General features: G+C 65.6%; 15 protein-coding genes. 7 read left to right on the top strand and 8 right to left on the bottom strand.

Annotated features, from left to right (window positions below; genetic code table 11):
• Nucleotides 1–88: 88 nt before the first annotated feature.
• Nucleotides 89–853 carry a response regulator transcription factor gene (locus OVA06_RS13610; RefSeq protein ID WP_200937916.1) on the top strand — a complete coding sequence of 255 codons (765 nt, stop codon included), beginning with the start codon at nt 89–91 and terminating at the stop codon, nt 851–853.
• Here OVA06_RS13610 and OVA06_RS13605 read toward each other — a convergent pair.
• The 5 genes from OVA06_RS13605 to bioB form a co-directional block, all read right to left on the bottom strand.
• Nucleotides 826–1,236: an Hpt domain-containing protein gene (locus OVA06_RS13605; protein ID WP_268158998.1), complete on the bottom strand. Its 411-nt coding sequence runs from the start codon at nt 1,234–1,236 to the stop codon at nt 826–828. The genes OVA06_RS13610 and OVA06_RS13605 overlap by 28 nt on opposite strands.
• Nucleotides 1,237–1,556: 320 nt before the next feature.
• Nucleotides 1,557–1,991 carry a very short patch repair endonuclease gene (locus tag OVA06_RS13600; protein WP_268158996.1) on the bottom strand — a complete coding sequence of 145 codons (435 nt, stop codon included), beginning with the start codon at nt 1,989–1,991 and terminating at the stop codon, nt 1,557–1,559.
• Nucleotides 1,992–2,010: 19 nt separating this feature from the next.
• On the bottom strand, nt 2,011–2,445 hold the full coding sequence (locus OVA06_RS13595) for a pyridoxamine 5'-phosphate oxidase family protein (RefSeq protein ID WP_268158994.1): 435 nt from the start codon (nt 2,443–2,445) through the stop codon (nt 2,011–2,013).
• A 54-nt stretch (nt 2,446–2,499) separates the two neighbouring features.
• On the bottom strand, nt 2,500–2,811 hold the full coding sequence (bsaP, locus tag OVA06_RS13590; RefSeq protein WP_268158992.1) for a biotin synthase auxiliary protein BsaP: 312 nt from the start codon (nt 2,809–2,811) through the stop codon (nt 2,500–2,502).
• Nucleotides 2,808–3,821, bottom strand: coding sequence for a biotin synthase BioB (gene bioB / locus OVA06_RS13585; RefSeq protein WP_268158990.1), 1,014 nt, complete (start codon nt 3,819–3,821; stop codon nt 2,808–2,810). The genes bsaP and bioB overlap by 4 nt, the downstream gene beginning before the upstream one ends.
• Before the next feature lie 215 nt (nt 3,822–4,036).
• Between bioB and OVA06_RS13580 the strand changes: the two genes are divergently transcribed.
• The 4 genes from OVA06_RS13580 to OVA06_RS13565 all read left to right on the top strand — a co-directional run bounded on the left by OVA06_RS13580 (nt 4,037) and on the right by OVA06_RS13565 (nt 8,795).
• Nucleotides 4,037–5,764 (top strand): purine-cytosine permease family protein, encoded by a 1,728-nt coding sequence (locus OVA06_RS13580; RefSeq protein ID WP_268158988.1) that lies wholly within the window; start codon nt 4,037–4,039, stop codon nt 5,762–5,764.
• Between the two features lie 216 nt (nt 5,765–5,980).
• Nucleotides 5,981–6,628 carry a DUF6318 family protein gene (locus tag OVA06_RS13575; RefSeq protein WP_268158986.1) on the top strand — a complete coding sequence of 216 codons (648 nt, stop codon included), beginning with the start codon at nt 5,981–5,983 and terminating at the stop codon, nt 6,626–6,628.
• Between the two features lie 11 nt (nt 6,629–6,639).
• Nucleotides 6,640–7,572, top strand: a complete 933-nt coding sequence (locus OVA06_RS13570) for a hypothetical protein (protein WP_268158984.1) — start codon at nt 6,640–6,642, stop codon at nt 7,570–7,572.
• A gap of 143 nt (nt 7,573–7,715) precedes the next feature.
• Nucleotides 7,716–8,795 carry an alkene reductase gene (locus OVA06_RS13565; RefSeq protein ID WP_056084046.1) on the top strand — a complete coding sequence of 360 codons (1,080 nt, stop codon included), beginning with the start codon at nt 7,716–7,718 and terminating at the stop codon, nt 8,793–8,795.
• A gap of 237 nt (nt 8,796–9,032) precedes the next feature.
• On the opposite strand, the gene OVA06_RS13560 is transcribed toward OVA06_RS13565, so the two are convergent.
• Complete coding sequence (locus OVA06_RS13560; protein ID WP_056084049.1) at nt 9,033–9,350, bottom strand: hypothetical protein; 318 nt, start codon at nt 9,348–9,350, stop codon at nt 9,033–9,035.
• A gap of 164 nt (nt 9,351–9,514) precedes the next feature.
• Here OVA06_RS13560 and OVA06_RS13555 point away from each other — a divergent pair, with 164 nt between their 5' ends.
• Both OVA06_RS13555 and OVA06_RS13550 read left to right on the top strand, forming a co-directional pair.
• Complete coding sequence (locus OVA06_RS13555; RefSeq protein WP_326493581.1) at nt 9,515–12,007, top strand: Tex family protein; 2,493 nt, start codon at nt 9,515–9,517, stop codon at nt 12,005–12,007.
• 79 nt (nt 12,008–12,086) lie between these two features.
• The gene (locus tag OVA06_RS13550; protein WP_268158982.1) at nt 12,087–12,437 is read left to right on the top strand and encodes a hypothetical protein; all 351 of its coding nucleotides are present in this window, start codon (nt 12,087–12,089) and stop codon (nt 12,435–12,437) included.
• A gap of 4 nt (nt 12,438–12,441) precedes the next feature.
• On the opposite strand, the gene OVA06_RS13545 is transcribed toward OVA06_RS13550, so the two are convergent.
• Both OVA06_RS13545 and OVA06_RS13540 read right to left on the bottom strand, forming a co-directional pair.
• Nucleotides 12,442–13,287 (bottom strand): YqjF family protein, encoded by an 846-nt coding sequence (locus OVA06_RS13545; RefSeq protein WP_268158980.1) that lies wholly within the window; start codon nt 13,285–13,287, stop codon nt 12,442–12,444.
• 73 nt (nt 13,288–13,360) lie between these two features.
• Nucleotides 13,361–14,221 carry an NAD-dependent epimerase/dehydratase family protein gene (locus OVA06_RS13540; RefSeq protein ID WP_268158978.1) on the bottom strand — a complete coding sequence of 287 codons (861 nt, stop codon included), beginning with the start codon at nt 14,219–14,221 and terminating at the stop codon, nt 13,361–13,363.
• Nucleotides 14,222–14,224 lie beyond the last annotated feature (3 nt).

The raw sequence follows: 14,224 nt of genomic DNA, 5'->3' as shown, positions 1-14,224 counted from the left end.
GGGACATTCGGGCGGGCGCGTGCGAGACCATACCAGCAGGATATCCGCAGCCAGCTATACTTCTGACGTTGGCTGCTGAGGGGGCTCTATGAGTGATGCACGTGTGGGACTTGTCATCGAGGATGACCAGGACATCCGGGAACTGGTTCGCACGGTGCTGACCCAAGCCGGATTTGATGTAACAGTAGCCAGCAGTGGCGCAGAAGGCGTCCTGGTGGCCAAAACCATCAGCCCTGATGTCATCACCCTGGACCTGGGCTTGCCGGACATCGACGGATTCGAGGTTTCCCGGCAGATCCGCGAATTTTCCGATGCCTACATCGTGATGCTCACGGCGCGCACGGAAGAACTGGACACCCTCATCGGGCTGGAATCCGGCGCGGACGACTACCTCACCAAGCCTTTCCGGCCGCGCGAGCTCCGGGCCCGGGTGGCGGCCATGATGCGGCGCCCTCGATCCGCCTCCGAACCCGCAGACACTCCCGCCGAGATCCCGGCAGAGGCCGGCGGCCACCCGGAGCGGGGCAACTACAGCCACAACGGGCTCGAGCTCAGCTACGCCTCCCGGACCGTGCTGGTGGACGGCACGGAAATGAATCTGACCCGTACGGAATTCGAACTCCTGCACGCGCTCCTGGAAGCCGGGCGGACTGTCCGGACCAAGTCGGACCTGGTGCGCCGGCTGCGGGACGAAGACTACGACGTCGGGAGTTACATCAGCGAGGCGGACGAGCGGTCCGTCGAGGTGCACATGGGCAACCTGCGGAAAAAGCTGGGCGACTCGCCGCAGCAGCCGCGCTGGCTGCAGACCGTCCGCGGCGTGGGTTACAGGCTGGCGCCCATCGCGCACTGAGCCTGCAGCCGGTGCGTGGTCTGGCGGCCGCACTGGTTGATGTTGCGAAGGAACGCGACGGCCAGTTGGGGAAGTACGACGGCGGCGTCCGTGGCGTGCACCCCGGCGCGGATTTCGCTTTCCAGATTCGTGGCCAATCCCGCAAGCCGTTCCGCGCCCACCATCTGGCTGGAGGTTTTCAGGCTCAGGACAGCGTCCACGGAACCGTCCAGGTCGCCTGTGGTCAGGGCCAGCCGGAGCTTGCTGAGCCGCCGGGGCAGGCACTCGATGAAGTTCCCCACAAACACCTTGCTGTACCCCTCGTCTTCTTCAAGTTCTTCCCGGAGACGGTCCAGCACTGACTGGTCCACCAGCGGCAGGGGGGCGTCATCCGAGGGGCTCACGGGGTTCCTTTCAGCTGACGTTCCAGTCCGGCAGCGCATCATCGGGTTGGGGCGGGCGTGCAGTTTCAGGTTAGGACCGGGGCCCGGAGGCGGCACCGTTTCGGGGAAGAATTGTGGGTTTCTTGATGACGCTGCCGCTTCCACACCCAGTACGTGAGCCAGTGCTTACCGCACTCATACCCCGCCGCCGTGGCCGCCCGGCAGCACACATTGCGTTCAGTCTGGCGTCCGCGCCGGGCCCCGCAGTGACAGTGGCCGGTACCGGATTCAAGGCCGCGACCACCGGCCAGTAACACTTTCCTCCGGTTTTAGAGATTGACTCAGGTCCGCTGCTGGGTTTCAAGGAACCGCACCAGCTGTGATTCGAGTGCGGAGCTGTCCTTGAGTTCGCACTCCCAGATGGTGAGGACCTCCCAGCCGGCGTCCTCGAGCTTGCGGCGCTGCGCGGCGTCGCGTTCCCTGGTGCGGGTGCGCTTCTCGGCCCAGAAGCCCGCGTTGGCCTTGGGGGCATGCTGGCCAACGCGGCAGTGGTGGAAGTGCCAGAAACAGCCGTTGACGAAGATAACTTTGTGGCGGCCGGCGAACACAAGGTCCGGGTTGCCTGGCAGCTTGCCCCCGCGTGCGGCGCCATGGAGCCGGTAACGGTAGCCCTTCGCGTGCAGGAGCCTGCGCACCAGGAGTTCGGGCTTGGTGTTCTTGCCCCGGATGCGGGACATGTTCCAGCTGCGTTGCTCGGGAGTGAGCCTGTCCGCCATGCTTCCAGTCTAGGAGCGCCTAGATCTCCCGTTCGGGCTGCTCTCCGAAGTTAAAGTGCCGGCCGCTGACGGAGCTGGGATCGATCTCCACATAGAAGTCCTTGAGCGTGGGAACCCACGTCTTCAGTCCCAGCGCCTCAACCGGTTCCAGCTCCGCCGAGTTGCTCAGCACGCGTGCACTGCCGCGAAGGACCACGGACCACGCCTGGTCCGAGAGGATGCCGTCCGTTTCGAAGAGCACTTTGGAGTTGATGGTCAGCTGCGCCAGTTTATTGCCCGGGGCGGTCCTCAGGAAGATCTTCCGGTCCGCAGTGACGTAGTTGACCGGGAAAATGTCCGGTTCACCCCCAACGGAAACCACCAGCCTGCCGTGCTTGGTGCCCTCCAGGAGTTCCCAGGACTGCTCGTCGGTGAGTTCGAGAACGGGTTGCCCATCTGCGTGTTCAAACATCATGCAGCCATTCTTCTACTGCTTGTAGAAAAGCGCTAGGGGGTGGTGGCTGAATTTTCACGGCTCACTGGCAGGGTAGGTGGTGACCCCATGCCGCGAGCAGGCAGCCCACCAGCCCAGCGGGGTGACCTGGACCTTCAGGCGGCGCGCGCAATGGCCGCAGAACCGCGGCGGTTCCAGGTGCAGCCTCGACGCGCACCGCAGGTGGGCGGACGACGGCGGAAGCGACCCGCCGTCGTCCGTGTCCTTTCTGCGGTGGCTGGCGTCGCCCGGGCTGCCTTCGCGGGCGTTCTCTTCGCGGGGCTGGCCGCAGTGGCCGCAGTACGGGCCCGCAGCATTGGGGGAGGCACCGGCCGGGAACGGGCTCACAGGGTCTTCTGCAGTTCCCGGATGGGCATGTTGAGGTCCACCAGGAGGTTGAGGTCGGCGGTGGCGGGGCGGCCCAGGGTGGTGAGGTAGTTGCCCACGATGACCGCGTTGATGCCGCCCAGGAGCCCTTCGCGGGTGCCGAGGTCGCCAAGCGTGAGCTCGCGTCCGCCGGCGTAGCGGAGGACCGTTTTGGGCAAGGCCAGACGGAAGGCGGCGATGGCCCGGAGGGCATCCTTGCCGTCCATGATGCCCTGGTTTTCGAGCGGTGTTCCCGGCCGGGGGTTGAGGAAGTTCAGCGGCACTTCGTGCGGTTCCAGCGCAGCAAGCTGGGCGGCGAGTTCTGCCCGCTGCCCGAGTGATTCGCCCATTCCCAGGAGCGCCCCGCAGCACAGTTCCATGCCGGCAGCCTTCACCATGGCGCACGTCCCGAGCCGTTCCTCATAGGTGTGCGTCGTTACCACCTGCGGGAAGAAGCTGCGGGCGGTTTCGAGGTTGTGGTTGTAGCGGTGGACGCCCCAGCCGGCGAGCTGGTCCACCTGCCGTTGGGTGAGCATGCCAAGGGAACACGCAATGTTGATGTCCACTTCCTCTTTGATCCGGTCGATGGCGAACTTGACCTGGTTCATCAGCTTGATGTCCGGGCCACGCACGGCTGCCACAATGCAGAACTCCGTAGCACCGGTGGCCGCAGTTTCCTTGGCGGCTTTGACCAGTTCCGGGATGTCCAGCCAGACGCCGCGGACGGGGCTGTCAAAGAGTCCGGACTGGCTGCAGAAGTGGCAGTCTTCGGGGCAGCCGCCCGTCTTAATGGAGACGATGCCTTCAACCTCCACGTCCTCGCCGCAATGCCGGAGGCGGACCCGGTGCGCCAGCTCCAAAGCCTGGGGGAGTGCTTCGTCCGGGAGGGTGAGGACCTCCACCAGCTGGTCTTCGCTGAGGCCGATGCCCTGCTCCAGGACCTGGGCGCGGGCCGTCTCCAGGATGGGCCAATTGTGGACGGTGGCAGTCATGGGTGGTCCTTTGTCTCGCGGAACGTACCTTTCCGACGCTAGTTCCAGGGGCGCCGGCCGTTTTTGTGGGGTGGCAACAAGTAGCCGGGCCGCCCATTGTTGACTGCTGAAGTCAAGGCTTTACACCGCGGAAACAGGAACGTGATGGGACTGTCTTTTCGGGTGGATAGCGTCTCTCGCAGACCTCGAACTCCGAACGAAAGCGACACACGCCCATGAGCCACGACTCAGAATCCACGCAACTGCTGGAGCCTGCCGCACCGCCCGGCGCCGCCGTCGTCGGCGGATCCACGGCGACTCCGACGGCAGGAAACGCCGCCGCGCTGAACGCCACCAAGGAAAGCCTGGAGGACTACACGCTGCGGTTCGCCCCGCGGTCCTACCGCAAGTGGAGCGCAGGCGTAGTGGCCACGAGCGCGCTGGGCGGCATCGCCTACCTGGCGGACTTCTCCATCGGCGCGAACATCGGGATTTCCTATGGCACCGTGAACGCGATCTTCGGCATCCTGGTGGCCGCCGTCATCATCTTCGCCACCGGCTTCCCGCTGGCCTATTACGCGGCCCGCTACAACATCGACCTGGACCTGATCACCCGCGGCTCCGGCTTCGGCTACTACGGATCCGTGGTCACCAACGTCATCTTTGCCACGTTCACGTTCATCTTCTTCGCGCTGGAGGGCTCCATCATGGCCCAGGGGCTGGAGCTGGGCCTGGGGATTCCGCAGTGGCTGGGGTACGCGGCGTCCACCGTGATCATCATTCCGCTGGTGATCTACGGGATGAACACCCTGGCCAAGCTGCAGGTGTGGACCACCCCGCTCTGGCTGCTCCTGATGGTGGTTCCGGTGGGGTACCTGCTGGTTTCGCATCCGGAGAGCATCGACAGCTTCTTTGCATACACCGGCGAGTCCGGCGACGGCGGTCCGAACCTGGCCTCCGTGATGCTGGCCGCCGGCGTGTGCCTGTCCCTGATGGCGCAGATCGCCGAGCAGATCGACTACCTCCGGTTCATGCCGCCGCGCACCGATGCCAACCGTGGGGCCTGGTGGCGGGCCGTGATCCTGGCCGGACCCGGCTGGGTCATTTTCGGGGCCATCAAACAGATCGTGGGCCTGTTCATCGCCATCTACCTGATCGCCACGCTGGACCCCGCGGCGTCTGCCACGGCCAACGAGCCCGTGCACCAGTTCCTGGGCGTGTACCAGGAGATGATGCCCGCGTGGCTGGCCATGACGCTTGCCGTGGTGCTGGTGGTCATTTCGCAGATCAAGATCAACGTCACCAACGCGTACTCCGGCTCGCTGGCGTGGACCAACAGCTTTACCCGCATCACCAAGACCTACCCGGGCCGGATGGTGTTCGTGGTGGTGAACCTGCTCATCGCCCTGGTTCTCATGGAAGCGAACATGTTCGACTTCCTCAACACCATCCTCGGGTTCTACGCCAACTGCGCCATGGCGTGGGTGGTCACGGTTGCCTCCGATATCGCCATCAACAAGTACCTGCTCAAGATCTCCCCGAAGGTGCCCGAGTTCCGCCGCGGCATGCTCTACGCCGTGAACCCGGTGGGGTTTGTGTCGATGCTGGTGTCCGCGGGCGTTTCCATCGCTGTGTTCTTCGGTGCATTTGGGTCCGGCATCCAGCCGTATTCGCCGATCTTCGCTGTCGGCCTGGCGCTGGTGCTGCCGCCGGCGCTCGCGGTCCTGACCCGCGGCCGGTACTACCTCCGCCGCACGGACGACGGCATCGACCTGCCCATGTTCGACGCCGACGGCAACCCCAGCGACGCGAAACTCACCTGCCACGTGACGGGGCTGGAGTTCGAGCGTCCGGACATGGTGCGTTCGGCACAGGACGCGCCCGACGGCGGCCCGCAGTACGTTTCCTCGCTCGCCTTGTCCACGGACAAGACCGGGGAGTTGGTGCTTCCGGCGCAGAAGTAGCCGTTCTGGAGCTCTGTGGCTGGAGCTGTTGCAGTGGGGGAAGCCGGTGCCTGGGGGCGCCGGCTTTTCCCATGTGACTTCCGCGCGGCCCGGAGCGGTGGTAAAACCGGAGTCGGAAGCCTGTGGATAACTCTTATCGCCAAGATGTGACCTGGGCTACCCTTGAATCACTGTCCGGAGCAAGCCGTCTTGAAACTACTGGGGGAACAGCGGCCCATGACCTCGCGCAACGTTCGTACGTCCTTTGGCCCTCGGTCCGGCGCGGCTGTTCTTGCGGTTGCCGGAACGCTTCTGATGGCTGGCTGCTCCGGCGGAGCCCCTGCCGATCCGGGGACCGGTTCGCCAACGCCCTCCCAGTCGGCGTCTCCCAGCGTCCCGCCCACTCCCACTCCCAGCGCCGTCTACAAGCCCGCCGACGCATCCGGGCCCGCCCAGAACGTCCCTGTTCCGGTGCTGCCGGAAGTGGCGAAAACGGAGACGAAGGAAGGTGCAGAAGCTTTCACAAAATACTGGTTTAGTGTTCTCAGCTACGCATACGAAACCGGGGATACCGTTGAACTCTCGGGTTTATCGAAGCCTGAGTGTAATTTCTGTCAGGGCCTAGTTACAGACATTGAAGCTGCCTGGGCCGAAGACAAATGGATTTCCGGGGGCCAAATAGAAATTCCCGCGGCCACTGCAAAACCGGCCAGCGGTGCCTCGATGCAGGTGGTCTTGCAAGTGCTCCAAAAGGAACTGACCATTCATAATCAAGATGGAAGCCCGTACCAGGAGAAAACCGCCGCAACGAATGCGGGAAGTGTGGCCATGGTCGACTTTGCCGGCACCGGATGGGTAGTCAGTGACCTAGGTCTGATTCGCTAGCCATGCGTTGCATGGGCAAGGCCATCCTCATCCTCGCCTGTTGTCTGGCGTTCCTGACGTCGTCCTATCTGCCTGCGTACGCCGACGACGAGCAAGAAACTAAGCCGAAGATCGGCGGAGGTTTCGTTGACAGTGGCATAACGATGGGGGCTGATACTTGGGTAATCAACCCAGATACGGGCGAATTGGGTCGCGCCGAGCCCGGTGCTGTCGTTACTGATCCCAACGAGTACAAATACGAACTTCAGTGCCACCTCGGCGGGGGAGATTTCGACACCCCGTGCCTGGCCCGCCAATTGGAATGCAAGAACGGCCCGGACGGCGAAGAAGGCATCCCTGTCATGTGGCTTTCCCGTCCCCGTGGCGTTCCGGGAGCCGTGTGGGCGCCACATTCCGGCCCCACCTGCCTTTACGACGCCAGGCCTGAGGACCTGCTGCCCCGGATCGCGGCGGACATCCAGCGGGAGTTCCAGAACCTGCCAGTGAGCGCCGGATCGGTCACCGCCCAGCCCAGTCCCCACACCCTCCGCGGGGCTGAAACCAACTTCTACGCGGAGTCCGTGGAGCAGCAGTTCGACATCACGATGTTCGGCCAGCAAGTCCACGTGGTCGCCACCCCGGTGCAATACACGTGGAACTACGGCGACGGCACTGTGTTCGGCCCGCAACCCTCAATGGGCGGACCGCTGCCGCAGGACCGGTGGGGTGAAAAGACGCGGACCAGCCACGCCTACGGGGCCACCGGTGATTTCCAGGTAGTGCTGACCACGTCGTTCCAGGGAACTTACTCAGTCAATAACGGCCCCGCCCTGCCGATTCCCGGCCAAGGCCAGTTCAGCGCCCCGCCGCAGACCATCAGCGTATGGCGGTCCCTCACCCGGAACTACGCGGACGACTGCAACACCAACCCACAAGGCCAAGGCTGCCCCGGCACGGCCCGCTGAGCACAGTCCAGGCAGTGCCGAAATCGCCCCGTTCCGCAGCGGCGGGGGACAGTTGTCCTGTGATTCACCTCGCATCCGGAATAGTTGCATGCGCTTCTTAGTTGGCAGAGGTAGTAAGCCTTCAGCCCCCGAAAGGAACGCGCATGCTGTTTTCCACCCTCACCCTCGGTGAACTTGAGCTCCCCAACCGTCTGGTCATGGCGCCACTGACGCGCGTCCGCTCCGGCGAGGCAGGTGTCCCCGGGCCGCTCGTCGTCGAGCATTACCGCCAGCGCGCCTCGCTCGGCCTGATCGTCAGCGAAGGAACCCACCCGAGCGCCGGTGCACGCTCGTACGCCGGTCAGCCCGGGATCTTCACCCCCGAGCAGGTCGCAGGCTGGAAGAAAGTCACGGACGCAGTTCACGCCGAGGGCGGCCGGATGTTCGCCCAGATCATGCACGGCGGGCGCGTCTCGCACCAGGACATCACGGGTGGGGCGGAAATCGTAGCGCCGAGCGCCGTTGCCGTGGAAGGAACTGTCCACACGCCGGCAGGCAAGCAGCCGTACCCGGTGCCACGTGCCCTGGACACTGACGAACTGCCTATGGTCATCCAGGAATTCGTCAACGCATCCCTCAACGCCATTGAGGCCGGATTCGACGGCGTTGAGCTGCACTCCGCCAACGGCTACCTCCTGCACGAGTTCCTTGCCCCGAACTCCAACGTCCGCACTGACAGCTACGGCGGTTCACCCGAAAACCGCGCCCGCTTCGTCATCGAGACGGTGAACGCCGTTGTGGCAGCGGTCGGTGCCAACCGCGTGGGCATCCGCATTTCGCCCGAGCACAACGTCCAGGGCATTGCCGAGACCGACGCGGCAGATGTCCGCGCCACCTACGAAGTGCTCGTGGACAGCATCGCCCCGCTCAACCTCGCCTACCTCAGCGTCCTCCACCACGAGCCCACCGGCCAGCTGGTCCAGGACCTCCGTGCACGATTCGGCGGCCCCTTCCTGGTGAACACCGGTTTCGGCGTGGTGACCACGCGGGAAGAGGCGGTAAGCCTCGTGGCCGACGGCCATGCAGACGCAGTGGTGGTGGGACGGCCCGCCATCGCCAACCCGGACCTCGCGCGGCGCTGGAAGGAAAGCCTGCCGCTCAACGAGCCGGACGCCAGCACGTTCTACAGCACTGGTGCAGAAGGCTACACGGACTACCCCGTGTACCAGGACAGCAACTCGTAGCAGCAGAACGGCCACATGCGATGAGGGCGGCACCCACAATTGGGTGCCGCCCTCTTCTGCTGCTGCACGGTGTGCTGTCCCGGCAGCGAAAAACCGGAAGCCATCCGACGACCCCCGGCCTACTCGGATTTTTGGCCCGCCGGACCCCTGTGGAAGCCGGCGGTGATCAGATGCTACTCCAACGATTTGACTTTTACCAGACCTTCTTCGGCCTCGAAACAAGTGCAGCTTCCCGGGCTACAGAAGAGCCTCGCGGCCCGTTCCTTCCGTCATTACGAGCCTGTCGTCCTGGATGGAGACAAGCACGCTTTTAGGCTTTCCGCTCACCTTCGTGATCGCTTTCAGCCCGCGGTTGGTCACTTCGACGCCGACTTGGGATCCCTTCGCCGGCAGCTCCACGGAGACCTCAGAGGCAATGCCGAGGATGGGATTGGTGGATACATCCACGTCACGCCACACCTGTTTGCCGTTGACCGTCAGGGTGATGTTGGCCTCCTCGAACCCTTCCTGAAACACAATCAGCAGTTCTTTCATGGCGGCCTCTTCCTCGAGCATTGATGGCCTAAGACGGCATATCAACTACAGCACTTCGCAGACGGGAGTGGAATACCCTTACCGGCCGCGCGGCCCGGCGCATGCCCCCGGACGCGCAATCTGAGGAAGCGCGCTGGCTCCTGCCGCCGGTGGAGCGCAACTGGCGGGTAAGGCAAGATGTTCTGGTGACCCAACAGCCGCAAGCCCCTTCCAAGCCCGCAGCACACCAGCCGGACGACGCCATCTACACACAGATTGCCGTGGAACTGGGCGTCAAGCCGTGGCAGGTGAAAGCTGCCGTCGATCTGCTGGACGGCGGGTCAACGGTCCCGTTCATTGCCCGGTACCGCAAGGAAGCCACCGGAACGCTGGATGACGGCCAGCTCCGCGACCTGGAAGAGCGGCTGCGCTACCTCCGGGAACTTGCCGACCGCCGTCGTGCGGTCCTGGAAGCCATCGAGGCCCAGGGACAGCTGACACCAGAACTGAAGAAGGCCATCCTGGCAGCGGACACCAAGTCCAGGCTGGAGGACATCTACCTGCCCTTCAAGTCCAAGCGCCGCACCAAGGCACAGATAGCGCGCGAAGCAGGGCTTGAGCCGCTCGCCGACGCACTCGTAAAGCGTCCCGAGCTCGATCCGGAGCGCGAGGCCGCCAAGTACCTCAACCCTGAGCACGCCATCGGTGACGCGGCCGGAGCCCTCGCCGGCGCCCGCGCCATCCTCGTGGAGCGCGTTGCCCAGGACCCCGATCTCGCGGCCACGCTCCGCGAGCGACTCTGGACACAGGGCCGCATGGTGTCCCGCATGAAGAAAGGCAAAGAGGTGGACGGCCAGAAATTCGCTGACTACTTCGACTTCACCCAGGCGCCCGCAGGAATGCCGTCCCATCGTGTGCTCGCGCTGCTGCGGGGGGAGAAGGACGGCGTCCTTGAACTCGACCTCGCCGAGGCGGATCCCGCGGACGACGACGCCCTGGCCGCCTCACGGGCCCGCTACGAGTCCGCGGTGGCAAAGTTCCTCGGGGTCGCCCACCGCGGCCGGCCCGCCGATGCGTGGCTGATGCAGACCGCCCAGGTCGCCTGGAAGTCCCGGGTGCTGGCCAGGCTCACTGCAGATCTGCGCGGCCGGATGTTCGCGGCCGCTGAGGACGAAGCAGTCCGGGTGTTCGCCGCGAACCTCCGGGATGTCCTCCTGGCTGCGCCGGCAGGCAACCGCCCCACCCTGGGCTTGGACCCCGGCCTGCGCACCGGCGTGAAGGTGGCGGTGGTGGACGGTACCGGCAAGGTCGTTGCCACAGACACTGTGTACCCGCACGCTCCGGCTCGGAAGTGGGACGAAGCCTTGGCATCGCTGGTGAAACTGGCGCGGCAGCACGCCGTCGAACTCGTGGCCATCGGCAACGGAACCGCATCCAGGGAGACGGACAAGCTCGCCGCCGAGCTGATCAAGCTCCTCCCGGACGTGGACCGCAAGCCGCGGAAGCTGGTGGTTTCCGAAGCCGGAGCGTCCGTCTACTCGGCCTCCGCACTCGCCGCCGCCGAACTTCCCGGCATGGATGTTTCACTGCGTGGCGCCGTGTCTATTGCCCGGCGTTTGCAGGACCCCCTCGCGGAGCTCGTGAAGATCGATCCCAAGTCCATCGGCGTGGGCCAGTACCAGCACGACGTCACCGCATCAAAGCTGGACAGGAGCCTGGACGCGGTGGTGGAGGACTGCGTGAATGCCGTCGGCGTAGACGTCAACACCGCCTCGCCGGCGCTCCTTAGCCGCGTGGCCGGCGTCGGAGCACTGCTCAGCGAGAACATCGTGGCGTACCGGAACCAGAACGGGCCATTCGGCAAGCGTTCGGACCTCAAGAAAGTGCCGCGGCTGGGTGCCAAGGCCTTTGAGCAGTGCGCCGGCTTCCTCCGGATCACCGGGGGAGCGGAGCCGCTGGACGCTTCCAGCGTCCACCCGGAGTCCTACGCGGTGGCCCGAAAGATCCTGGTGGCGGCAGGCGCGGCGCCCGCGTCGTCGCTGGATCCGCGCGACTTTGTGGACGACACGTTCGGCCTGCCCACCGTGACGGACATCCTTGCTGAACTCGACAAGCCGGGCCGCGACCCGCGCCCGGCATTCACCACTGCCACGTTCTCCGAAGGCATTGAAAAGATTTCCGACCTGAAGCCCGGCATGGTCCTCGAGGGTACGGTCACCAACGTGGCCGCCTTTGGGGCGTTTGTGGATGTGGGCGTGCACCAGGACGGCCTGGTCCATGTATCTGCCCTGTCCAACCGCTTCGTGTCCGATCCCCGCGAAGTGGTGAAGTCCGGCCAGGTGGTGCGCGTCAAGGTGCTGGAAGCGGATCCGGACCGAAAGAGGATTTCCCTGACGCTGAGGCTCGACGACGAACCCGGCCCGCGCGGACAGGCTCCCCGCGGTACGGGGACCGGCGTGCAGCGCCCCGCGGGTTCGTCTGCAGGCGGCGGCAAAGCGCGGGATTCCCGCAGGGGCGGTCCGGGTGCCGCTCCGCAAGGTGAACGGAATGCCCGCGGAGGCCAGGGTGGCAAGAACGCGGAAGGTCGAACCCCGGGTGCCACCGGCGGCCGCTCCGCCGGACGCGGTGCTGCTCCGCAGGCTGCGCCCGCGAACACTGCCATGGCCGAGGCGCTGCGCCGGGCAGGGCTGGGGAAGTAGGGGGCCTCACGGGGCTGCTGGACCGGGCCGGTGGAACGGTGGGGTTTCGGGCGGGGCAGCTTTCTGCAAGGGTGGGGCCATGACCTTTTTCCTGGAGTACACGATCCCTGCCGCATCCAGCGACGCCGAGTTTGAGTTTCCCCACGATGAGATCAATTCCGGCACCACTATTCCGCTGGCCCAGACCGGCGCCGGGGTGGTCCATTCCTCGGAACTTCCCGCACGCACCAGCATCGTGGGAGCCACGGTCCCCGAGGCGAAACTTGAGGCTGAGCAACTGATCTCGCACAGCCGCGCCTCGGAAGCCGCCCTGTACTTTGATCCCTCTGAGTCGCTCGGGACTGGCGTTGGCACGCTCGTTGCCACCTTCACCGACAGCAAGGGCTGGCAGGACACCCCCGGGGAGGATCCGCAGGGGAGCACGTTCTAGCGGTTCATCCCGGACGCCGGCTCCCCAGCAGGCGCGGCTTGCCGAACCTTGTCTGCACCCCGGGTGAGTAGAGGACGGACTCCGGCGGTCCTTCGGCCGTGATCCCCGCAGACTCAACCAGGCTGTCCGCGAGCGTATGGACATCTGCCTCAAAAAGGGGCCAGGGGCTGTGCGTATTGGGAATGAAGGCGGTCCGGCCGAAGAAGCGGCCATGCATGCCGAACCGCGCCGTCAGGAAGACGGACAACGGGTCTGCCGCCGCCGCGCCGAGGCGGGGAACAACCGTAAAATCGCTGCCGGCCCCTGTGCCGCCGAAGCGGCGTACCGAGTAGCCCACCGGGGCGGCCCCGCCGTCCGATACCGTGGTTCCGGCCGCCGACCAGGTCTTCTGCAGCCCACCAACCCCCAATGGGAAGGTTGGCCAGCGCCGGATCCTTGACCAGACGTAAGGAATGCCCACTGCCCGGGTGGCCATCACCACCGGCAGTCGGTTGGCGTCCAGGCTCAGGAACACCACGCCGCGCGTCCCGTCGGGCGCACGTGAATAGAGTCGGACGTTGACCTCGTTGAAGCTCCCCAGGTACGGGATGCCGGGCCCGCGCCCCAGCCCGGCATGTTCCATCCGGAATCCGATCAGCCCCACCCAGGAACTGCCGTCAAAGACGTCCGGCCGGACGCCCGCCGGCATGAACCGCGCCGCCACGGACACATCGATGCGCCAGTGCAGGAAAACGGCGTCCAGCCAGCGCTGGGAGGAGAGCACCGGGGCGGGCAGCCCCGGCGGGTTGGGCCACTGGTCATCCGCAGGCCGCACTGTAAGCGGACCACCGCCCGGAGGTGGAACAGTCATGGCTGAAGCCTAAACTGCGCAGGGGCACAGAACACCGCCGACTCGAACTCCGCACCGGTCTCCACCCAGCCGCTTAGGGGTGCCGTACCCCGTTCCCGGCTAAAACATCCCGGTATCCTTCCCGGAAGCTGGGAAGCGCAAAGGTGAAGCCGGTACTGCGGAGAAGCTTGTTGGAGCACCGCTTGTTGCCGCCGCGTGCCGGTCCGGCGTCACCCACGGCTGGTTCGGGCAGCTTCATTTCCGCGGCCAGGAACCGGAGCACCGAGCCCAGGTCCGCGGCCTCGTTGTCCACTCCGATATAGACGGGCGCGGGGGTGCTTTCCATCGTGGCGAGATGCACCAGTGCGGCCGCGGCGTCGTCGCGGTGGATGCGGTTCGTGTACCGGACATCCTGCGGGACCACCGCTGAGCCGGTCCGCACCTGGTCGATCAGCCTCGTCCGGCCGGGCCCGTAGATACCGCCAAGCCGCAGGGACACCGCCGAGGTACCGGAACCCGCAAGCCTGGATTGCAGCAGGTCCTCAGCCTCCACCAAAACCCGGCCGGAGAAACTGCCCGGTTCCGGCGGCGTCCCTTCGTCCACCCAGCCGCCGCCGGCGTCGCCGTACACGGCGGTGGACGAGACAAAAAGCACCCGGCGGGGGATCACGCCGTCGCGCTCCAAAGCATCCAGCACGTGGGCCACGCCGTCCACATAGGCGGCGCGGTACGCGTCTTCCCTGGGTGCATCCGCCGCCACGGCAATCACGACGGCGGACGTGTCCGCCGGGACCGGCGGCAGCTGGGCGGAGCTCAGGTCAGCCGCCACGCCTTCGATGGCCGCCGGAAGTTTGGAAGGGGAGCGGCGCCAGCCGACAACCCGGTGGCCCAGGCCGGCGAACCGAAGCCCGGCCTCGGTGCCCAGGTCGCCGCAGCCTGCCAGAAGGATCGTCATGGG

This window comes from Pseudarthrobacter sp. SL88 (genome assembly GCF_026672455.1).
Taxonomy (GTDB): domain Bacteria; phylum Actinomycetota; class Actinomycetes; order Actinomycetales; family Micrococcaceae; genus Arthrobacter.
The sequence above is the reverse complement of the archived record's forward strand: the minus strand, read 5'-3'. Positions and strand labels throughout refer to the sequence as shown.